This window comes from Citrobacter sp. RHB36-C18 (assembly GCF_013814485.1).
In the GTDB taxonomy this organism is placed as follows: domain Bacteria; phylum Pseudomonadota; class Gammaproteobacteria; order Enterobacterales; family Enterobacteriaceae; genus Citrobacter; species Citrobacter braakii.
This window is the reverse complement of sequence record NZ_CP057125.1, coordinates 2,615,711-2,635,607: the sequence shown is the minus strand read 5'-3', so window position 1 is coordinate 2,635,607 and position 19,897 is coordinate 2,615,711. Positions and strand designations below refer to the sequence as shown.

The following is a 19,897-nucleotide window of genomic DNA, read 5'->3' as shown; positions in this document are numbered from 1 at the left end:
CAATAAAGGTTGTCCGGTTTTTACCACACAAGGTAACGCAAGCATGAATGCTGCTATTTTCCGCTTCTTCTTTTACTTTAGCACCTGAACTCAGGAGGCTTGCGCGTGAAAGAAGAAACGGAAAACAGCGCCTAAAAGCCTCCCTGGTGGAGGCTTTTTTTATACACGTTATCCTTCAGGCTGCCTCTGCATTGGCTGCAGTCGCTTCCCCCAGTCTCGTACGTGTGTACGCTCCTGAGGATTAGCGCTCTACTGCTGCCTTGACTCAGCCAGAATGATTTTGTGTATATACGAGCGACTAGTGAATATCGCAACATAACGAGGAAAACCATGTCACATCTCGCAGAGCTGGTTGCCAGTGCAACGGCCGCCATTAACCAGGCTTCAGATGTTGCCGCGTTAGACAATGTCCGCGTCGAATATTTGGGCAAGAAAGGGCACCTGACCCTTCAGATGACTACCCTGCGTGAACTGCCGGCAGAAGAGCGCCCGGCAGCAGGTGCGGTGATAAACGAAGCCAAAGAGCAGGTTCAGCAAGCGCTGAACGCGCGTAAAGCCGAATTAGAAAATGCCGCGCTGAATGCTCGTCTGGCTGAAGAAACGATCGATATCTCCTTGCCTGGGCGTCGTATCGAAAACGGCGGTTTGCATCCGGTAACGCGGACTATCGATCGCATTGAAAGTTTCTTTGGTGAGCTGGGCTTTACCGTGGCGACCGGTCCGGAAATCGAAGATGACTATCATAACTTCGATGCGCTGAACATTCCTGGCCATCACCCGGCGCGCGCTGACCACGACACTTTCTGGTTTGATGCGACGCGTCTGCTGCGCACGCAGACTTCCGGCGTGCAGATCCGCACTATGAAAGAAAAACAGCCGCCGATCCGTATTATCGCTCCGGGCCGCGTATATCGTAACGACTACGATCAGACGCACACCCCAATGTTCCATCAGATGGAAGGGCTGATTGTTGATACCAACATCAACTTCACCAACCTGAAAGGCACGCTGCATGATTTCCTGCGCAACTTCTTTGAAGAAGACCTGCAGGTTCGTTTCCGTCCTTCCTACTTCCCGTTCACCGAACCTTCTGCGGAAGTCGATGTGATGGGTAAAAATGGCAAATGGCTGGAAGTATTGGGATGCGGAATGGTTCACCCGAACGTGCTGCGTAACGTCGGTATCGATCCGGAAATCTACTCTGGCTTTGCATTCGGTATGGGTATGGAGCGTCTGACCATGCTGCGTTACGGCGTAACCGATCTGCGTTCTTTCTTCGAAAACGATCTGCGTTTCCTCAAACAGTTTAAATAAAGGCAGGATAAAACAATGAAATTCAGTGAACTGTGGTTACGCGAATGGGTAAACCCGGCGATTGATAGCGATGCGTTGTCAAACCAAATCACGATGGCGGGTCTGGAAGTTGACGGTGTGGATCCTGTTTCTGGCGCGTTCAACGGCGTTGTGGTGGGCGAAGTGGTTGAGTGCGCTCAGCATCCGAACGCTGACAAACTGCGCGTCACCAAGGTGAATGTCGGCGGCGACCGCCTGCTGGATATCGTCTGCGGTGCGCCAAACTGCCGTCAAGGGCTGAAGGTGGCTGTAGCAACCGTTGGTGCCGTTCTGCCGGGCGATTTCAAAATCAAAGCCGCGAAACTGCGCGGTGAACCGTCTGAAGGCATGCTGTGCTCGTTCTCCGAGCTGGGTATTTCTGACGATCACAACGGTATTATCGAACTGCCTGTCGATGCACCAATTGGTACCGATATCCGTGAATACCTGAAACTTGACGATAATACTATCGAAATCAGCGTCACTCCGAACCGCGCCGACTGCTTAGGCATTATCGGTGTGGCACGTGACGTAGCTGTACTGAACAAAGCGCCTCTGGTTGAGCCGGAAATAGCGCCAGTAGCCGCAACCATTAGCGACGTCCTGCCGATTCAGGTCGACGCGGTGGAAGCCTGCCCACGCTATCTGGGCCGCGTGGTGAAAGGCATTAACGTTAAAGCGCCAACCCCGCTGTGGATGAAAGAAAAACTGCGTCGTTGCGGCATCCGCTCGATCGATGCCGTGGTTGACGTGACTAACTATGTGCTGCTCGAATTGGGCCAGCCGATGCACGCATTCGACAAAGACCGCATTGAAGGCGGGATTGTTGTCCGCATGGCAAAAGAAGGTGAAACCCTGGTATTGCTGGACGGCAGTGAAGCGAAGCTGAATGCGGATACGCTGGTGATTGCGGACCATAACAAAGCGCTGGCAATGGGCGGCATCTTTGGTGGCGAGCACTCCGGTGTGAATGATGAAACGCAAAACGTCCTGCTGGAATGCGCGTTCTTCAGCCCGCTGTCTATTACCGGTCGCGCACGTCGTCACGGTCTGCACACCGATGCCTCTCACCGCTATGAGCGTGGTGTCGATCCGGCGCTGCAACATAAAGCCATGGAACGTGCTACGCGCCTGCTGATTGATATCTGCGGCGGCGAAGCGGGTCCAATCATTGACGTGACGAACGAAGCCTCGCTGCCAAAACGCGCAACCATTACGCTTCGCCGTAGCAAACTGGATCGTCTGATCGGACACCATATTGCAGATGAGCAGGTGAGCGATATTCTGCGCCGTCTGGGTTGTGATGTCACGGAAGGGCAAGATGAGTGGAAAGCGGTAGCGCCGAGCTGGCGTTTCGATATGGAGATCGAAGAAGACCTGGTCGAAGAAGTCGCCCGCGTATACGGTTATGACAATATCCCGAATACGCCAATTCAGGCGGGTCTTATCATGGGTACGCATCGTGAAGCGGATTTGTCGCTGAAACGCGTAAAAACCATGCTGAATGACAAAGGCTACCAGGAAGTTATTACCTACAGCTTTGTCGACCCGAAAGTCCAGTCGCTGCTGCACCCGGGTGAAGAATCGCTGCTGCTGCCAAGCCCAATCTCGATTGATATGTCGGCAATGCGTTTATCCCTGTGGACCGGCTTGCTGTCTACGGTAGTGTACAACCAGAATCGTCAGCAAAACCGCGTGCGTATTTTCGAAACGGGTTTACGTTTCGTACCGGACACGCAGGCTAATCTCGGGATCCGTCAGGATCTGATGCTGGCGGGCGCGATCTGCGGTAACCGTCATGATGAACACTGGAATCTGGCAAAAGAGACCGTTGATTTCTATGATCTGAAAGGCGATCTGGAAGCGGTTCTCGACCTGACCGGCAAGCTGGCGGATATTCAGTTCAAAGCTGAAGCGAATCCAGCACTGCATCCGGGGCAGTCTGCGGCGATTTATCTGAAAGGTGAACGCATTGGTTTCATTGGGGTTGTTCATCCTGAACTGGAACGTAAACTGGATCTGAACGGTCGCACTCTGGTGTTTGAACTGGAGTGGAACAAGCTCGCAGACCGCGTGGTGCCTCAGGCGCGTGAAGTTTCTCGCTTCCCGGCGAACCGTCGTGACATCGCGGTCGTTGTGGCTGAAAACGTTCCCGCTGCGGATATTTTATCCGAATGTAAGAAAGTTGGCGTAAATCAGGTAGTTGGCGTAAACTTGTTTGACGTGTACCGCGGTAAGGGTGTTGCGGAGGGTTATAAGAGCCTCGCTATCAGCCTGATCCTTCAGGATACCAGCCGTACACTTGAAGAAGAGGAGATTGCCGCTACCGTCGCCAAATGTGTAGAGGCATTAAAAGAGCGATTCCAGGCATCATTGAGGGATTGAACCTATGGCGCTTACAAAAGCTGAAATGTCAGAATATCTGTTTGATAAGCTTGGGCTTAGCAAGCGGGATGCCAAAGAACTGGTCGAGCTGTTTTTCGAAGAGATCCGTCGTGCTCTGGAAAATGGTGAGCAGGTAAAACTCTCTGGTTTTGGTAACTTCGATCTGCGTGATAAGAATCAACGTCCGGGCCGTAATCCGAAAACGGGCGAAGATATTCCCATTACAGCACGGCGCGTGGTGACCTTCAGACCCGGACAGAAGTTAAAAAGCCGGGTTGAAAACGCAACGCCGAAAGAAGAGTAATCTGAACTAACTAAAAAGGCCGCGAATGCGGCCTTTTTTCTTAGTGGGCCAGAAGGAAAAACAGCCCGGTCAGTGCTGCGCTCAGCAGGTTAGACAACGTGCCCGCCAGGATCACTTTAAGCCCCATTTTAGCAATGAAACTTTTTTTCCCCGGCACAATCCCCCCCAGTACGCCAATCAATGCGGCAGGAGAGGACAAATTGGCAAACCCTGCCAGCGCCATGATCGTTATTATCTGCGAATATTCCGACAGTTGGTCTTTCATTGGAATAAAGCTGGTATACGCGACGAACTCATTCAACACCAATTTTTGACCTAACAGGCTGCCAATTTGCAAGACTTCATTAGTGGGAATGCCCAACAGCCAGGCAACCGGAGCAAAGAGGTAACTAAAGATAAATTGTAGCGTGACGTTACCATAGCCGAAAAAGCTACAAAACCAGCCCAACAAGCCGTTCACCATAGCAATTAATGCAATCAGTGCCAGAAGCATTGCCCCCACGTTAGCGGCGAGCTTCAGCCCGATAGTCGCGCCATTTGTAGCCGCTTCAACGATGTTGATAGGCTTTTCATCTTGACCAAGCATATCGCCTGACACGTCGGCAGTGTTTTCGGGTTCCGTTTCTGGAAACAGCATTTTCGCCATTAACAGACCGCCTGGCGCTGACATAAAAGAGGCGGCTACCAGATAGCGAATTTCGATCCCCATACTGGCATAGCCAACCAGCACTGAGCCAGCGATAGAGGCCACACCACCTGTCATGAGGGCAAACAGTTCTGAGCGCGTCATGCGTGGCGCATAAGGCTTCATCAGGACGAAGACGTCAGTATTGCCCGCAAAAATATTGGCCGTTGCAGCCATGGATTCTGCCGGGCTGGTGCGTAGCAGTTTATGGATACCCGTACCGATGAGACGGATAATCCACTGCATGATGCCCAGGTAGTACAGCACGGAGAACAATGCTGACATAAAAATGATAATCGGCAGAACATGCACGGCAAATACAAACCCCATTTTGAACTGTCCGAGATTACCGAAGAGAAAGTTAATCCCTTCCGACGAATAGTTCAGCATGCCTGACAGACTGTTTGATATGGCGAGTAAGATTTTTTCCCCTAAGGGGACATACAGGATAAATGCAGCAAAAAGAGCCTGGATTGCAAAGGCGCCGCCAACGGTGCGAAACCGGATAGCTTTGCGATTTTCTGAACATAGCCAGGCAACGAGTAACAGGACAACAATGCCAAGTATGACGATGAGTATCTGCATGGTTTATCCCTCATCGGCATCAATGATGCTACGGAAAAGATCTTTAAAGAGAGCATCCCGCTCAATAAATTTTGCGACCTGAATGACGTGACGGCGGTTATCAAAACTCCAGCTCAGATTGTCATTGATCAAAGGGGATGTACGGTATTCACAGGTGAACCAGTCAGGATTCAGGACATAGCCAACCGTAGTGATATCCCAAATGACTTTGCGGGATGCAAAACCAATCCAGGGGCATCGCGGGGCAATTTCAGCAAAGTAGCTACCAATGCGGCTGGTCTCTGCAAAATAGTGCTGCATCTCTGGGACCGATGAGGCCATAGTGTTAGCCACGCCAAAGCAGGGGATTTGGGTGAGCGCTACGCCGCTATCAAAAAGTACCCGACTCGCCGCAATGTCCTGCATCAGGTTGAATTCATGATTATCTTTCCAGGCATAACTGTTACCCCCAAGCCAGATGACATGAATCTTTGTGACGATGTCCGGCGCGAGGAGCAGTGCGTTAGCGATATTGGTCGGCGCGGCGATTGCGAGTACATGTAATGTTTGCTCAGCCGTTCTTGCCCGGTTAATCAAATCCTGTACTGCTGCTGACATCTCCGGCTGATTGCTATCTTTCAGATAGCGTGTTGAACCCTGGAATATTTGCGGTATGTTTTCGCGGCGGGGGAGTTTGTTAAATACGCGATAGATCTCATCGACGCTCAGTTGCATGCCTACTGCGGGATCGTCAACATATGTGTGCGAGCCCTCTTTACCAAAATAGTGGTTGGTAAACGGAGCGGCGTAAACAGCTTGCAGATCGAGGCGCTCCGGGTGTAAGAATGCCCAGGCAATGGCCATCTGATCGTCAATTTCATTGTAGGTATCGCTGTCAATAACGATAGGTACTTTGCCATACTTAGGTGGCGTAATTAAGGCAATACGCTGCGCTGAAGTTAATTCAGGCCAGTGGATACTTAACATCGTTAATGTTCCTTAAGTTAGAAGTCGTAGGCCAGTCGATAAATGAGAATATCGCCATATCCATCCGCACCAAGTTTGTTATAAAAGTACCGATACATTAATGTGGTGGATATATGAGGCATGATTTTCCAGGTAATATTCAGGCCGCCGTTTAAACCATTGCTACCATGATTGTTAGCGGTATAGTCATCATTACGGTCAAGTTCTATTTCATTCCAATTGGACAGTAAGAAGTCCTGGTTGAGGAGATTGAAAGCATAACCAGCGTTCCATCCAATTGAGAAACCATTGAGTCCATTAATATCATAAGCTGGGCCAAAATTACTGTGTGCGGTAATGTACTGACGAGCAATCCAGGGTTTAAACCACCATCCATCGCCTTTCAGGTCGGTATAGCCAAGCCCAATAAATTGATTCGTCTCTTTAAAATTAGGGCTTTGCGAATTATAGACTTTTGTAAATAGGCTGGCACCCGTTTTCCAGAGGTAGGTATGAATTTCACCATTCGCAGTCTGCCCCTGATTTCCTTCGTCATCTAGAATATTTTCAAAATCATAAAAACCGTACATTTCACCCCAATCAAAACCAATACCTCCCTCAATACCAATTAAGGCTTGTTCATATTCGAGGTCTTTAACACCGGCATCCCAGGATTGATAGTCAAAATGTATATTTCCCCAACCGTATTGTTGTTCAGCTAATGAGGAAAAAGCTACGCACGATAATAAAGCCCCGAAGGCGATTTTTTTCATTTTATATCCCTATTTTGGTGGTGGATTCATATCAGTATTTAGTACAAGCTAATCGTTTTAATACGAGTTCATGGGATGGCATATTGGCTGCGCCTTCACGCTCTACGGCCAGTGCTGCAAATACACAGGCGTAATGAATTGCGTTGGCAATATTTTCTCCACAGGCAAGTCGTGCAGCGAGTGCACCATTAAATGCATCACCGGCGCCGGATGTATCAATATTAACGGCGGGATATGCCGGGAACTGTTGGTGTGTAGATCCATCAAATAACCAGCACCCATCTTTGCCTAACGTAATTAGAATATATTGTGGTCCCATTTGGTGCATGATTTCGGCGGCCTGACGAATATCGTCTGGCGTACGAATAGCCTTGCCAATTATCGCCTCTGCTTCTGTGAGGTTTGGGGTCAGGATGTGTGTCCAGCGGAGAAGGTCTGTCACCTCCTTGCGCCATGGCGCTGGATTCAGGATTGTCATCACTCCTGCGGCATGTGCGAACTTAATAGCTTGAGCTGTAGCGTCAGGATTGTTTTCCATCTGCGTCAAAAAAACATTGGCGGTGCCTATCTCGTCATAACAGGATATAATTTCTTCACTCGTTATTTCCTGATTAGCCCCTGGATTAATAACGATTACATTATCGCCAGCTTCTTCGGATATCATCACTACGGCACTGCCGGTTGGCGCATCATTTTTGGTAAAGATGGTTAGTTTTTCTAATCCTACGCCATTTAAAAAATGCTGGGCTTTGGTTGAAAACTCATCTTCACCTAATTTGACTGTAAAATAAGTGCGAGCATTGGCTTGTGCGGATGCTATCGCCTGGTTGCTGCCTTTCCCTCCGGGTAAACAACAGGAAAAAAGCGCGCGCGTAGTTTCCCCTGAAATAGGAAAACGGTGAAGCCGATATACTAAGTCAGTATTAAATGAACCCAGAATGTAAACTTTCCCATTGTTTTCGTTCATTGATATTTCTCGTTCGATCTTTGATTGGTTAATGATGATGTTTTGGTGCAAATAAAGAGAGTTATTCTCATATAATGGGAATGCATTGTCGTGATTATATACAGCACCTCCATAGCATGAGCGGACATGTCCTGTTTTTACGAGGTCATTGATGTCGCGGCGGAGTGTTCTTTCCGTAACATCAAGTACCTTAACAAGAGATGATATTTTTACACTTCCTTGTTTTTTGAGTAGTGTTAAAATATAGCGAAGACGCTGTTTTTTGTAACGACAGGGCATCTAATCCTCACTTTTCATGAATGTGATGAGAGGTCCATGTAATAAGTTTATTTTGTCTATACGTTAATTTCTTTGGTGAATGAATTTATTTGTTGAATAAATAATTAAAGATCTGATTACCACTAAGTACACCGATGATACCAAATACACCAGGCCAGGCAGCAGGGGCTGGAATGGGGAGTTTTATTAATGTAAATATGAAACCAATAATTGCACCGGCAATAAGCGAAAGAATTATATCCATAAGATAATTCCTGAGGGTGTTATGATGATATGAAGACTACACAATATATTTACGTATTGATGAGAAGACAATCACACAAAACTTCTGCAACCGGACATCTTGTCCGGTTGTGGTTATTTATTTAATCTCAGGAACGATATTAATAATGACAGCTACTACCTGGTATTGCTGCCAGCATTGCATTATGCAAAAGACTAAGGTTCATGCTGTTTTGGGCCATTGCCTCATTTGCGGTAGAGCTTCCTTCCATGTTTTTTGCTTTCATCGTAAAATTAATGAGATAACCCATAAAAAAAGTATAAACATGCAACCTTTTGCACAATTACAACGTCGGCGAGACCGATACTGGTTAGGCACTTTATCGCTGTTGCTATTGGTCATGCTCGTGATTAGCTTATGCGCAGGAGAACAGTGGATCGCCCCCGGCGACTGGTTCAGCGCCCGCGGCGATCTGTTCGTCTGGCAAATCCGATTTCCCCGTACCCTCGCCGTTTTGCTGGTAGGCGCTGCGTTGGCCTTATCTGGCGCAGTGATGCAAGCTCTCTTTGAAAACCCGCTCGCAGAGCCTGGATTACTGGGCGTGTCTAATGGCGCGGGCGTCGGGCTCATCGCGGCGGTGCTGCTGGGGCAGGGGCAGCTCCCCGGCTGGGCGTTGGGCTTATGCGCCATCGCTGGGGCGCTGATTATCACGCTTATTCTGCTCCGTTTTGCCCGCCGTCATTTGTCTACCAGCCGTCTGCTGTTGGCGGGGGTGGCGCTGGGCATTATCTGTAGCGCGCTGATGACATGGGCCATCTACTTCTCCACTTCTTTTGATTTGCGACAGCTAATGTACTGGATGATGGGGGGCTTTGGCGGCGTTGACTGGCATCAGGCCTGGCTCATGGTGGCGTTGATTCCGGTGCTGGTGTGGATCTGCTGTCAGTCGCAGCCGATGAATATGCTGGCGCTGGGGGAGACTTCTGCACGTCAGTTGGGATTGCCGTTATGGTTCTGGCGCAACCTGCTGGTGGTCGCCACGGGCTGGATGGTTGGCGTAAGCGTGGCTCTGGCGGGAGCGATTGGCTTTATTGGGCTTGTGATCCCACATATTCTGCGGCTGTGCGGCTTAACCGATCATCGCGTGTTACTGCCGGGCTGCGCGTTGGCTGGCGCTATCGTGTTACTGTTGGCTGATGTTGTCGCGCGTCTGGTGCTGGCCTCGGCTGAGCTGCCAATTGGCGTGGTGACGGCCACCATGGGCGCACCGGTATTTATCTGGCTATTGTTAAAAGCCGCGCGCTAGAACGCGTTGATTCGGTCTATGATTAAAAACTGAAAATCCACATGTTGTTCTGGAGATGCTATGCAAAACACTATCCTCGATACAGACGTGACGACCATCGACGGCGAGGTGACCTCACTGCAGCCGTATGCCGGAAATGTGCTGTTAATCGTCAACGTTGCTTCAAAATGTGGGCTAACGCCGCAATATGAGCAACTGGAGAATCTGCAGAAAGCCTGGCATCAGCAGGGCTTTACCGTTCTTGGGTTCCCCTGCAACCAGTTTCTGGGCCAGGAGCCGGGCAGTGAAGAGGAAATAAAAACGTACTGCAGTACCACCTGGGGCGTTACCTTCCCGATGTTCAGCAAAATTGAGGTCAACGGCGAGGGACGCCATCCGCTGTATCAGAAACTGATTGATGCCGCGCCAACCGCCGTTGCGCCTGCGGATAGTGGATTCTATGAGCGTATGGCGAGTAAAGGTCGGGCGCCGCTCTACCCGGACGATATTCTGTGGAATTTCGAGAAGTTTTTAGTGGGTCGGGATGGTCAGGTACTGCAACGATTTTCACCCGATATGACGCCTGAGGATCCTGTTCTGGTGCAATCCATCAAGACGGCGCTGGCAAACTAATGTCTCGATTGATGCAGCTACAGGACGTAGCAGAATCGACCCGACTCGGCCCGCTTTCTGGTGAGATAAAAGCAGGGGAGATCCTGCATTTAGTGGGACCTAACGGCGCAGGAAAGAGCACGCTGTTGGCGCGAATGGCGGGGCTGACGACCGGCAAGGGCAGCATCACCTTTGGTGATGTGTCATTGGATGAATGGCCGGCAGCAAAGCTGGCGCAATATCGTGCTTATCTTGCGCAACAGCAAAACCCGCCGTTTGCGATGCCGGTCTGGCATTTTCTGACGCTGCATCAACCCGATAAAGCACGCACCGATCTGTTACAGGAAATCGCCGATGCGCTTGGGCTTGGAGATAAGCTGGGACGCAGCGTGAATCAGCTCTCCGGCGGTGAGTGGCAGCGCGTGCGCCTGGCTGCGGTTATCCTGCAGATTTGCCCACAAGCGAATCCATTCGGCCAGCTTTTACTGCTGGATGAGCCGATGAACAGCCTGGACGTGGCGCAACAAAATGCGCTGGACCGGATGCTGGGTCAGCTGTGTTTACAGGGCATCGCGATTGTAATGAGCAGTCATGACCTTAATCACACCTTACGTCATGCGCACAAGGCCTGGCTCCTCAAACGCGGGAAGCTGCTTGCCAGTGGTGCTCGTGATACGGTACTAACGCCAGCCAATTTGTCTGCGGCTTATGGCGTGAACTTCCGTCGTTTGGATATTGAAGGCCACAGAATGCTCATATCAACCACTTAAGTTAAATGGGTTCTTGAAAATCATATAATTTCCACGCTAAATTGACATAAAAATATAATTCAGAGGATTCGTCCTGAATGCGCTTTTGGCTTCTTTTCATCACAGCATTGTTTTTGGCGGGCTGCAGCAGCCATCGTGCTCCTGCGCCAAATGCCCGCTTGTCGGATTCTATCGCCGTTATCGCCGGGCTTAATGACCAGCTACAAACCTGGCATGGCACACCCTATCGTTATGGCGGCATGAGCCGTAGCGGAGTGGATTGTTCTGGATTTGTATTGATGACAATGCGCGATAAATTCGATCTGCAACTCCCGCGTGATACCCGCACGCAATCAAAGATTGGTACCGAAATTGATAAAGATGATTTGCTGCCCGGCGATCTGGTGTTCTTTAAAACCGGGTCTGGGGAAAGCGGTCTGCATGTCGGAATTTATGATACCAATAATCAATTTATTCATGCCTCAACCAGCCGTGGTGTGATGCGCTCATCACTGGACAACGTTTACTGGCGCAAAAACTTTTGGCAGGCGCGACGTATTTAATCCTCATCAGTCACGAGGCTGCCTACGGCTGAGCAGCCTCGACATTTCCATTTGTTAGTAACTTCTTATTTCTGCCGCCAGCCGGACAATACCCCTGAACATTAAGAGCGTATCTTGCTAAAAATATGATTTATTCCGAGATATTAAAAAGTGCAAAGCTGGATATTCGCTTATAATCAGGATAAGCTAAAAAAAAGGGATTCGATTTACTGGCTATAAAGGGAAAAATGAAAGGGCCTCTACTTGCATCAGCAATAACGTATTTCTCCATCCTTTGCTACAGGATGCCGGATAACACCTATGCAGAGGGGCTGGCACGATGATTGTTTCAATGGATACTCTTTACCATTCAGAGTTCTCTTTTCTCCCTGCGAGAAACGAAAAAGGCGATCTTGAATACGTAGATATCATTACCAGTTTTGCCAGTGCGCAGGGGGATGTGCGTATACCCACCGAGCTGGTCCTACCTCGGATGTCGGACGAAGAGCAATGTCGGTTATTTACCGAAAAGCTTGAATTAATCGAAACATGCCAACATTTTTTTATTCAACGAAAGGTTTCTGCCTGGATTAATTTAACGCCGGCAATTGCTAATACTTTATTATCAGATACTAAATTTGCTTCACAAGTTGAACGATTGTCATTTCTGGAACTGGCTATTAATGAAAACTATCCAGAGTTAAATAATGGAAAAGCGAATCCAACGTTGGCAGCACTGGCGGCGCGATTTCCATTAGTACTGACAAACTATGGTGCTGGCGGCATATCAAACCGGGCAATTTTTGATGGGCTGTTCAAACGCGTCGTGCTCGATAAAAACTTTGTTCAACAAAGGATTACACATATTTCGTTTGAGCCGTTTATGCGGGCTATCCTGGCACAGCTATTTCCCAGCAGTGAGTCAATTATCATTAGCGGTATTGATACACCCGAGATGTTAGCGCGCGTACTGCCTCTGGGATTCAGCGCCATGCAGGGCGCGCTGTGGCCTGCTGTGCCCCCCGCGCAGATAATTTCGCTCGCGAAGATATAACCCTCATATTTGCTGGTGTTTAACAGGCTTTTAACAGTCTACACTAGAGACAGGAGGCCCTATGACCCTGTCTTTTACCACCCGCTGGCGTGATGAATTACCAGCAACCTATACAGCACTTTCACCCACTCCCCTGAAAAACGCGCGCCTGATCTGGCATAACGATGCGCTGGCGGAGCAATTAGCTATTCCAGAGACACTATTTGATATTCCAACCGGAGCCGGTGTTTGGGGCGGTGAATCGTTGCTTCCCGGGATGTCGCCTTTAGCGCAAGTTTATAGCGGACATCAGTTTGGCGTCTGGGCGGGCCAGCTTGGCGATGGACGCGGGATCCTGTTGGGCGAACAACAGCTCGCTGACGGCTCAACGTGTGACTGGCACCTGAAAGGCGCCGGACTTACGCCTTATTCCCGTATGGGGGATGGTCGCGCCGTACTGCGCTCGACAATTCGCGAAAGCCTGGCCAGCGAAGCGATGCATTACCTGGGAATACCGACTACGCGGGCATTGTCGATTGTTACCAGCGACACGCCGGTGTATCGCGAAACGGTAGAATCAGGGGCGATGCTCATTCGCGTGGCGCAAAGCCATATGCGCTTTGGCCATTTTGAGCATTTTTACTATCGCCGCGAGCCGGAAAAAGTGCGCCAGTTGGCTGACTTTGCGATTCGCTATTATTGGCCGCAATGGCAGGAAGAAGCCGATAAGTATCAGCTGTGGTTTAACGATGTTGTCACGCGTACTGCGACGTTAATCGCGGACTGGCAGGCGGTGGGATTTGCGCATGGTGTCATGAACACGGACAACATGTCGATTCTGGGACTGACGATGGATTACGGCCCATTCGGTTTCCTTGATGACTACGTGCCCGATTTTATCTGCAACCACTCAGACAACCAGGGGCGATACAGTTTCGATAATCAACCGGCCGCGGCGCTTTGGAACCTGCAACGTCTGGCGCAAACTCTGTCGCCATTTATCCCGGTCGAGGCGCTTAATGATGCGCTGGACAGTTATCAACTGGCGCTGTTAACTCGCTACGGTCAGCGGATGCGACAAAAGCTTGGCTTCTTTAGCGAGCAAAAAAACGATAACGAACTGCTTAGTGAACTGTTTAACCTGATGGCGCGGGAAAGAAGCGACTATACGCGAACGTTTCGCATGCTCAGTCAGACGGAACAACACAGCGCGCAATCCCCGCTGCGCGATGAGTTTATCGATCGCGCAGCGTTTGACGATTGGTTCACGCGGTATCGCTCACGCCTGCAGCAAGACAACATTGCCGACGCAGTCAGACAAACGCAGATGAAGGCGGCTAATCCGGCGATGGTATTGCGTAACTGGTTGGCGCAACGGGCGATTAATCAGGCAGAGCAGGGGGATTACGCCGAGCTGCATCGGTTACACGAGGCGTTGCGTACCCCATTTGTCGATCGTGATGATGACTATGTCAGCCGTCCACCTGACTGGGGCAAACGGCTGGAAGTGAGCTGTTCAAGCTAAGGGGCCAGAAACACCTGTGGGGATCCGTTGGCCGGATGCTGGCCAACGTGTACCTGCGCGCCATACCAGCGTTTCAGGTCATCGGCCTGTAACACGGCCTCAGGCGTTCCCTGCGACACCAGCCTGCCGTTGTGCAGCAACACTATTCTGTCTGCCCACAGTGCGGCGAGATTCAGATCGTGAAGCACAATGCACACATGCAGCTCTTGTGAAGCGGTAAGCGTCTTCAGCAAGCGCAACAGATGCTGCTGGTGGTAAAGATCCAGCGCAGAGGTCGGTTCATCAAGGAATAACCAGCCGCGAGGCGCGCCGTCGCACCAAAGTTGCGCCAGTGCACGGGCTAACTGTACTCGCTGTTGTTCGCCGCCGGAAAGCGCGGCGTATTGCCGGCCCGCCAGCGGTGTACATCCGGTCATTTCCATCACCTGAGCGATAAGTCGAGGTTCCGACCGCTGGGTCCAGGGCGCACGCCCCATCGCGATGACGGCCTCTACCGGCCAGTCAAATCCCAGTTGTGTTTGCTGGCGCATCACCGCCCGATGCCGCGACAGTGTTTGGCTATGCCATTCATCCAGCGGTTTACCCGCCAGCACGCAGCGCCCTGTAGCCGGTTTCAGAAAACCGGTCAGCAGGCGCAGCAGGGTGGATTTCCCCGCACCGTTTGGGCCGATGAGCGCCACCAGTTCACCTTTTTCGAGGGCAAGAGTGACGTCGTCAATCACCGCTCTGCCCGCGACGCGATAGTGAAGCCCTTCAGCGATGAAATGTTCAGCCATGCGGTCCTCGTTGACGAAAAATAAGCCATAAAAACCACGGTGCGCCCAGAAGACTGGTTAGCAAACCGACCGGCATTTCCGCAGGCGCAACCGCCGTACGGGCCAGCGTGTCGGCTATCAGCAATAAAAATGCGCCCGCCAGCACGGAACCTGGGATAACGGCCCGATGGTCTGAGCCGAGCCACATGCGCATCAGATGCGGGATAACCAGCCCGATGAAGCCTATTACGCCGCTTACCGCCACGGCTGCGGCAACCAGCAATGCGCTACAAAGTAGCAAAACACGCTGAACGGTACGCACATCTACGCCGAGGTAATGCGCCTCTTCCTCACCTAACTGCAGCAGGTTCAGCGCCGGTGCCAGACGCCAGATGATCAGCACCGTCGGGACAGTCAATGAAGTGACAGCCAGCAGCGTGGACCATTGCGCGGCCCCCAGACTGCCCATCCCCCATAGCGACAGCTGGCGCAGTTGCGCGTCATTACTGACCCACGACAGAACGCCAACCGCCGCCCCGCACAGCGCGTTGATGGCAATACCGACCAACAGCAGACGTGAGAGTGAAGCGTCGCGCTGTTGGCTAAGGATAAAAATAACCACTGTTGCCGCCAGCGCACCGAGAAAAGCGGCCAGCATGGGGGCGTACAGCATCAACAGCGCGGGCAAAGAGACCGGCAGCACTACCCACAGGGCGACGGCGCAGGCGGCTCCGCTGCTTATCCCCAGTAATCCCGGATCGGCAAGCGGGTTGCGAAACAGGCCCTGCATCACGCAGCCCGCGAGCGCCAGAGAACCGCCAATCACCAGCGCCAGCAGGACGCGGGGCAGGCGAATGGTGAGCCAGATTTGACGCAGTGCCTCATCGCCATCACGCCACAGCAGACTTACCGGCAGGCGCAACGCGCCAAAACCGGTAGCCATAATTGTCATCACGACCAACATGAGTGCGAGTGTCCATAAAGAACAACGGATACGTCGCGACATCAGGGCAATTGCTCAGCTTTAGCGCGAAGCTGCAAAATGGCCAGCGGCGTGCGTACGCTAAAGCCGAGCAGCGCCATATCGTCAACCTGCAATACCTGTTTATTCCGTCCGGCAGGCGTCTGCGCCAGGCCCGGCAGCGCCCACAGGTTATCTTCGCCCCCCATCGCCTTAACGCCGTCCTGTGAAATCACCACCAGATCGGGCTGGCTGGCAATGACACCTTCCTGCGACAGCGGCTGATAGCGGTTAACACCCTGCATTGCGTTGCGCAAACCGGCGGCACGAATAGCCGCATCGGCTGCGGTTTGCTGGCCCGCTGCCATCGCGGTCATCCCGCCATGATTGAGAATAAACAGCACGCGTTTGTTAAGTTCAGATGACGGCAACGCCGCCAGTTCCTGACGTAAGCGGGTGCGCAGCGTTTCGCCATCGGCCTCCCTATGGGTGGCTTCGGCGATGACGCGAATTTTTTCATCAATCACGTTAAGCGCGTTGCTTGCCGGGATCGTCACAACCCTGACGTTGCTCTGTTCGAGCTGTTTTAGCGCCAGAGAGGGCTGCGCCTGCGTGCTGGCAAGGACCAGCGTAGGACGGGTGGCAAGGATCCCTTCGGCGTTGAGTTGGCGCAAATAACCGACATCAGGTAGGGCGTTTGCTGCTTCAGGCCACTGGCTGGTGCTGTCTCGCGCCACAAGGGAAGACTGTGCTCCCAGTGCGTATACAATCTCGGTGACATCGCCACCGAGAGCAACAACCCGTTCCCTGGACGCAGCCAGCGCTACGAAGGGCAGTAGCGCAATCAGGACCAGCAGTTTTTTCATGCGGCCAGCCCCTTCGGCGTCAGTGCGTCAATTTGCGCGCGCCATTGCGTCTGCTCCGGTTCGCCTTCCGTTCGTTGACCATACAACTGGGCGATTTGCGTGCCGTCGGCAGCAAACAGTTCCAGGCTGGTGACGTGGCCATCGGCGGTCGGTTTGCGCGTTACCCATGTTTCTGCCACGCTCTCTTCCAGCAGGTGTAAGGTAAATGTCGGGTTGAATATGTTCAGCCAGCCTTTCATCGGCACCAGTTTTTCTATCACACCGGTAAAAATCTGTACGCAGCCACGATTACCCACAAAGACCATAATTTCATTGCCATCCTGGCGCGCGGTGTCGAGTAACTGCGCCAATGCGCTATTTGCGACTTTACAGGCCAGATCGTCGCCCACCAGGTTAAACGCCTGTTGGCGGGTGAGATCGTGGCGTTTCAGCAGACCGAAGAACTGGTGTACATCGGTCATGGCTCGCCACTCTTGATCAACGGTCTGCGCATCGACCGTGACGGTGGCTGGAGCAGAAGGGGGGGCGGGTTGCAGCGCCAGGGGCGGGTTTTCAGCGAAGATGAAACGGGTCAGCAACGCAGCCCATTCCTCAATGAGGGTATTCTGTGTGGCATAGACCTTCAGCAGCGCATCCCCCTGATGGTCAAAGAACTGGATGCTCTGACGCTCGCCGTGGGCGGTTGTTTCGCTGATATGGAACACGCTTGCCCACTGATTGAGGAACAGGCGCAGGTCGAGGGCGCGCGGATTGAGTACCAGTCCGGCATGACCGTTCAGGTGCTGATTGGTAAACGCACCAACCTGCTCATGCACCGCATATTCGTTGCGGCATATACATTTGGTTTCGCCGACGGCTTCCAGTGCGCCGAGGATTTCACGCACTTCTCCACGTAAGCGCCAGGCGTCATGACCGACGCGCGCGAAGGTCAGTTCGGCTTCGCTAATATTCATCAATCCCGCAATATCACGTGCGTATTTGCCAGGATTTTCTTTCTTCAGTTCCAGCCAGCGAGTGTAATGATTCATTGTCTCTTCCTTCCAGATTGCTGCCCCGGCGAACCGGGGAAAAGTGATTACCACTGATAACTCACGAAAATTTTGCCATTACGACCATCCTGCGGAATGCCCTGCGGCGACCAGTACTCTTTGTCGAAGGCGTTGCCCAGTACCAGCGTGGTGGTCATGCCTTTCAGCGCTTGTTGGCCCTGATAGCTCACGTAGAAATCGTTTACCGCATAACCGGGCTGTTTCGTGTAGCTGTTGCTGATATGCGTTGAACGGTCAGCAAATGTACCTATCCAGCCAACGGAGAAACCGCTGTGCGCAACCGGTACGTTCAGTTTGCTGGTGACGGTATCCGGGTTAATGCTGGAAATGTATTCGCCGGTGTCTGTATCTTTGCCGCGCGTACGGTTATAGGCCATGTCGAGGCTGAACAGATCGGCGGAATATTTCGCCATCACGTCCCAACCCCAGATTTTGGCGTTGGGTACGTTATAGGACATGGTTGTCGCGGCGGCAAAGTCGACGCTGGTGGAGATGTAATCTTTCGCTTTGGTGTCGAAATAGCTGGCTTTAAATTCGAGCGCATCGCTCGCCATCAACAGATCGTCAAAGCGCAGGCCAAATCCGTATTCCTGGGTTTCGTTGGTTTCCGGGCGTAGGTTAGGGTTCGGCACCCAGTAGTTGGTGTAAAAACGGCCAATCGAGAAGTGTTTCGCATCGTTATACATCTCGCCCATGGTCGGCGCACGGAAGGCCTGAGCGTATGATCCGAACAGCATCAGCCAGTCGGTTGGCGCAACGGTGAGCCCGGCGCGGGACGACCATTTATCGGCATCGACATCTTCATAGCCGTCGCTGCTGCCGCGATAAGAGTCATAACGGGTACCGCCCAGCAGCGTAACCGGTAGGTCGCGCAGGGTGATTTCATCTTGTAGCCAACCGGAGCTGAAATCGATTTTTGCCTCCGGGAAACCGGTGGTTGCGCCGCCTGGCTGTTGTTCCTGACGATAGTATTCCCCGCCGTAAGTCAGCAGGTGAGATGCAAAAGAGTCGGTAAACAGACGGCTGCGGTTGTCGATTTTGCCGCCTTTGGTGGTTTGTTTGCGAAACTCGCCGGTGTTATCCGTGTTTTGCGCATTAATGCGTGCTTCGGACCAGTAGACGCGGGCATCCGCGTTCAACCAGTCATTGTCGGCTGGAGCAATCGAGTAGGTCAGTTGCGCGTCGCGCTGGATGGTTGAGCGATCGGTCATCGGGTTGCTGGTGGCATCCGCCGCGCTGGTTTGCGGGTTTTTAGGTTCACGGGCGTCATTGTTGTAGTAACGCAGCGAGCCGGCCAGCGTCTGGGCGCTGTCAATTTTCCAGCTGCCCTTCGCCAGCATATTGTTAATCGCTTCGTCGTTTGGTGCCGTAGTACCGTCGCTCTGGCGCAAATCACCGCGATCGCGACTGGACCAGGCAAGCAGTCCGTCCAGCGTATCGGTGCGACCAAACGCGCTGGCACCCATACCGAGGCTGTGATCGCCGGTTGCCGCGGTACCGAACACGCGATAACCGCTGTTTTGTCCGGCTTCCAGCAGATCTTTGGCATCCGCAGTGTCATAGGCGATCACCCCACCTAACGCGCCGCTACCGTACAGCAGTGCAGAAGGGCCACGGACGACCTCGATGCGTTTGATCAGTGCCGGATCGAGGAAGGTACTGTTCAGGTGTCCGGTGTCGGTTCCCTGACGAACGCCATCAACCAGCACCAGAACGCCACGTCGATCGTAGCCGCGCAGATTCACGTCCTGGCCGTTAGTGCGACCGGTGCCGTCAAGGGTCAGGCCCGGAACCGTACGCAACAGGTCGGCTGCTGAGCTGGCGGTCTGGTTTTCCGGCGCGGTGGCATCAATCACGCTGACCATCATCGGTGCTTCAAAAGCACTTCGGGCATTGCCGGTGGCGGTGACGGTCATATCTTCTACCGCCGCATACGCGACGGCGGGCAGGTTACTGATAATCGCCAGCGCCAAGAGCGAAGGGCGCAGGGATGCAGTGTGCAGGTGTGGCATAGCAACTCTCCATTAGGAAATCGAAAAGCG

At 52.2% G+C, this 19,897-nt stretch carries 20 protein-coding genes and 1 other annotated feature; of the genes, 10 read left to right on the top strand and 10 right to left on the bottom strand.

What is annotated here, in order from left to right:
- The first annotated feature begins 38 nt into the window (after positions 1 to 38).
- Positions 39 to 163, top strand: a sequence feature (Phe leader region).
- From pheM to ihfA, 4 genes are all read left to right on the top strand, one after another.
- Entirely contained in the window at positions 44 to 88 is a 45-nt protein-coding gene (gene pheM / locus HVZ52_RS22940) for a pheST operon leader peptide PheM (RefSeq protein WP_001386830.1), read from the top strand. It overlaps the preceding feature by 45 nt.
- Positions 164 to 330: 167 nt before the next feature.
- A complete protein-coding gene (gene pheS, locus HVZ52_RS12545; RefSeq protein WP_016152865.1) occupies positions 331 to 1,314 on the top strand; it encodes a phenylalanine--tRNA ligase subunit alpha in 984 nt (327 codons plus the stop codon).
- Positions 1,315 to 1,329: 15 nt separating this feature from the next.
- Positions 1,330 to 3,717, top strand: coding sequence for a phenylalanine--tRNA ligase subunit beta (pheT, locus tag HVZ52_RS12540; protein WP_181598302.1), 2,388 nt, complete (start codon positions 1,330 to 1,332; stop codon positions 3,715 to 3,717).
- Positions 3,718 to 3,721: 4 nt separating this feature from the next.
- Positions 3,722 to 4,021: an integration host factor subunit alpha gene (gene ihfA / locus HVZ52_RS12535; protein ID WP_003030571.1), complete on the top strand. Its 300-nt coding sequence runs from the start codon at positions 3,722 to 3,724 to the stop codon at positions 4,019 to 4,021.
- Positions 4,022 to 4,061: 40 nt separating this feature from the next.
- Here the strand turns inward: ihfA and HVZ52_RS12530 are convergent, their stop codons facing one another.
- The 5 genes from HVZ52_RS12530 to HVZ52_RS12510 form a co-directional block, all read right to left on the bottom strand.
- The gene (locus HVZ52_RS12530; RefSeq protein ID WP_053389681.1) at positions 4,062 to 5,291 is read right to left on the bottom strand and encodes a NupC/NupG family nucleoside CNT transporter; all 1,230 of its coding nucleotides are present in this window, start codon (positions 5,289 to 5,291) and stop codon (positions 4,062 to 4,064) included.
- 3 nt (positions 5,292 to 5,294) lie between these two features.
- Positions 5,295 to 6,257: a nucleoside hydrolase gene (locus tag HVZ52_RS12525; protein WP_080858713.1), complete on the bottom strand. Its 963-nt coding sequence runs from the start codon at positions 6,255 to 6,257 to the stop codon at positions 5,295 to 5,297.
- A gap of 17 nt (positions 6,258 to 6,274) precedes the next feature.
- Positions 6,275 to 7,009, bottom strand: a complete 735-nt coding sequence (locus HVZ52_RS12520) for an outer membrane protein OmpK (protein WP_016152869.1) — start codon at positions 7,007 to 7,009, stop codon at positions 6,275 to 6,277.
- A 31-nt stretch (positions 7,010 to 7,040) separates the two neighbouring features.
- A complete protein-coding gene (locus tag HVZ52_RS12515; RefSeq protein ID WP_131405848.1) occupies positions 7,041 to 8,255 on the bottom strand; it encodes a PfkB family carbohydrate kinase in 1,215 nt (404 codons plus the stop codon).
- Positions 8,256 to 8,340: 85 nt separating this feature from the next.
- On the bottom strand, positions 8,341 to 8,499 hold the full coding sequence (locus HVZ52_RS12510; protein WP_016152871.1) for a DUF1427 family protein: 159 nt from the start codon (positions 8,497 to 8,499) through the stop codon (positions 8,341 to 8,343).
- Positions 8,500 to 8,803: 304 nt separating this feature from the next.
- Here HVZ52_RS12510 and btuC point away from each other — a divergent pair, with 304 nt between their 5' ends.
- The 6 genes from btuC to selO all read left to right on the top strand — a co-directional run bounded on the left by btuC (position 8,804) and on the right by selO (position 14,224).
- Entirely contained in the window at positions 8,804 to 9,784 is a 981-nt protein-coding gene (gene btuC, locus HVZ52_RS12505) for a vitamin B12 ABC transporter permease BtuC (protein WP_032931198.1), read from the top strand.
- Positions 9,785 to 9,844: 60 nt separating this feature from the next.
- Positions 9,845 to 10,396, top strand: a complete 552-nt coding sequence (locus HVZ52_RS12500) for a glutathione peroxidase (RefSeq protein WP_016156341.1) — start codon at positions 9,845 to 9,847, stop codon at positions 10,394 to 10,396.
- Positions 10,396 to 11,145 carry a vitamin B12 ABC transporter ATP-binding protein BtuD gene (btuD, locus tag HVZ52_RS12495; RefSeq protein ID WP_080858716.1) on the top strand — a complete coding sequence of 250 codons (750 nt, stop codon included), beginning with the start codon at positions 10,396 to 10,398 and terminating at the stop codon, positions 11,143 to 11,145. The genes HVZ52_RS12500 and btuD overlap by 1 nt, the downstream gene beginning before the upstream one ends.
- 77 nt (positions 11,146 to 11,222) lie before the next feature.
- Positions 11,223 to 11,687 carry an NlpC/P60 family protein gene (locus HVZ52_RS12490; protein ID WP_003832591.1) on the top strand — a complete coding sequence of 155 codons (465 nt, stop codon included), beginning with the start codon at positions 11,223 to 11,225 and terminating at the stop codon, positions 11,685 to 11,687.
- A gap of 319 nt (positions 11,688 to 12,006) precedes the next feature.
- On the top strand, positions 12,007 to 12,720 hold the full coding sequence (locus HVZ52_RS12485) for an EAL domain-containing protein (protein ID WP_016152875.1): 714 nt from the start codon (positions 12,007 to 12,009) through the stop codon (positions 12,718 to 12,720).
- 61 nt (positions 12,721 to 12,781) lie between these two features.
- A complete protein-coding gene (selO, locus tag HVZ52_RS12480; protein WP_047500304.1) occupies positions 12,782 to 14,224 on the top strand; it encodes a protein adenylyltransferase SelO in 1,443 nt (480 codons plus the stop codon).
- Here the strand turns inward: selO and HVZ52_RS12475 are convergent.
- Genes HVZ52_RS12475 through HVZ52_RS12455 form a run of 5 tightly spaced genes read right to left on the bottom strand, consistent with a single transcriptional unit; the run spans position 14,221 to position 19,867 of the window.
- Entirely contained in the window at positions 14,221 to 15,000 is a 780-nt protein-coding gene (locus tag HVZ52_RS12475; RefSeq protein WP_080858718.1) for a heme ABC transporter ATP-binding protein, read from the bottom strand. The two genes, selO and HVZ52_RS12475, sit on opposite strands and share 4 nt — an antisense overlap.
- Positions 14,993 to 15,985 (bottom strand): iron ABC transporter permease, encoded by a 993-nt coding sequence (locus HVZ52_RS12470; RefSeq protein ID WP_032947022.1) that lies wholly within the window; start codon positions 15,983 to 15,985, stop codon positions 14,993 to 14,995. Before HVZ52_RS12470 ends, HVZ52_RS12475 begins: the two co-directional genes overlap by 8 nt.
- The gene (locus tag HVZ52_RS12465; RefSeq protein WP_181598301.1) at positions 15,985 to 16,806 is read right to left on the bottom strand and encodes a hemin ABC transporter substrate-binding protein; all 822 of its coding nucleotides are present in this window, start codon (positions 16,804 to 16,806) and stop codon (positions 15,985 to 15,987) included. The genes HVZ52_RS12470 and HVZ52_RS12465 overlap by 1 nt, the downstream gene beginning before the upstream one ends.
- Complete coding sequence (gene chuS, locus HVZ52_RS12460) at positions 16,803 to 17,834, bottom strand: hematinate-forming heme oxygenase ChuS (RefSeq protein WP_016152880.1); 1,032 nt, start codon at positions 17,832 to 17,834, stop codon at positions 16,803 to 16,805. The genes HVZ52_RS12465 and chuS overlap by 4 nt, the downstream gene beginning before the upstream one ends.
- A 47-nt stretch (positions 17,835 to 17,881) precedes the next feature.
- A complete protein-coding gene (locus HVZ52_RS12455) occupies positions 17,882 to 19,867 on the bottom strand; it encodes a TonB-dependent hemoglobin/transferrin/lactoferrin family receptor (protein WP_109017540.1) in 1,986 nt (661 codons plus the stop codon).
- Positions 19,868 to 19,897: the final 30 nt, after the last annotated feature.

Excerpts from the sequence above, each read along its gene's own strand:
- HVZ52_RS12475 (WP_080858718.1), bottom strand. The coding sequence starts at position 15,000 with ATGGCTGAACATTTCATCGCTGAAGGGCTTCACTATCGCGTCGCGGGC.
- HVZ52_RS12500 (WP_016156341.1), top strand. The coding sequence starts at position 9,845 with ATGCAAAACACTATCCTCGATACAGACGTGACGACCATCGACGGCGAG.
- HVZ52_RS12455 (WP_109017540.1), bottom strand. The coding sequence starts at position 19,867 with ATGCCACACCTGCACACTGCATCCCTGCGCCCTTCGCTCTTGGCGCTG.
- btuD (WP_080858716.1), top strand. The coding sequence starts at position 10,396 with ATGTCTCGATTGATGCAGCTACAGGACGTAGCAGAATCGACCCGACTC.
- pheS (WP_016152865.1), top strand. The coding sequence starts at position 331 with ATGTCACATCTCGCAGAGCTGGTTGCCAGTGCAACGGCCGCCATTAAC.
- HVZ52_RS12465 (WP_181598301.1), bottom strand. The coding sequence starts at position 16,806 with ATGAAAAAACTGCTGGTCCTGATTGCGCTACTGCCCTTCGTAGCGCTG.
- btuC (WP_032931198.1), top strand. The coding sequence starts at position 8,804 with ATGCAACCTTTTGCACAATTACAACGTCGGCGAGACCGATACTGGTTA.
- HVZ52_RS12470 (WP_032947022.1), bottom strand. The coding sequence starts at position 15,985 with ATGTCGCGACGTATCCGTTGTTCTTTATGGACACTCGCACTCATGTTG.
- ihfA (WP_003030571.1), top strand. The coding sequence starts at position 3,722 with ATGGCGCTTACAAAAGCTGAAATGTCAGAATATCTGTTTGATAAGCTT.
- chuS (WP_016152880.1), bottom strand. The coding sequence starts at position 17,834 with ATGAATCATTACACTCGCTGGCTGGAACTGAAGAAAGAAAATCCTGGC.
- HVZ52_RS12510 (WP_016152871.1), bottom strand. The coding sequence starts at position 8,499 with ATGGATATAATTCTTTCGCTTATTGCCGGTGCAATTATTGGTTTCATA.
- HVZ52_RS12530 (WP_053389681.1), bottom strand. The coding sequence starts at position 5,291 with ATGCAGATACTCATCGTCATACTTGGCATTGTTGTCCTGTTACTCGTT.
- pheT (WP_181598302.1), top strand. The coding sequence starts at position 1,330 with ATGAAATTCAGTGAACTGTGGTTACGCGAATGGGTAAACCCGGCGATT.
- HVZ52_RS12520 (WP_016152869.1), bottom strand. The coding sequence starts at position 7,009 with ATGAAAAAAATCGCCTTCGGGGCTTTATTATCGTGCGTAGCTTTTTCC.
- HVZ52_RS12485 (WP_016152875.1), top strand. The coding sequence starts at position 12,007 with ATGATTGTTTCAATGGATACTCTTTACCATTCAGAGTTCTCTTTTCTC.
- HVZ52_RS12515 (WP_131405848.1), bottom strand. The coding sequence starts at position 8,255 with ATGCCCTGTCGTTACAAAAAACAGCGTCTTCGCTATATTTTAACACTA.
- selO (WP_047500304.1), top strand. The coding sequence starts at position 12,782 with ATGACCCTGTCTTTTACCACCCGCTGGCGTGATGAATTACCAGCAACC.
- HVZ52_RS12490 (WP_003832591.1), top strand. The coding sequence starts at position 11,223 with ATGCGCTTTTGGCTTCTTTTCATCACAGCATTGTTTTTGGCGGGCTGC.
- HVZ52_RS12525 (WP_080858713.1), bottom strand. The coding sequence starts at position 6,257 with ATGTTAAGTATCCACTGGCCTGAATTAACTTCAGCGCAGCGTATTGCC.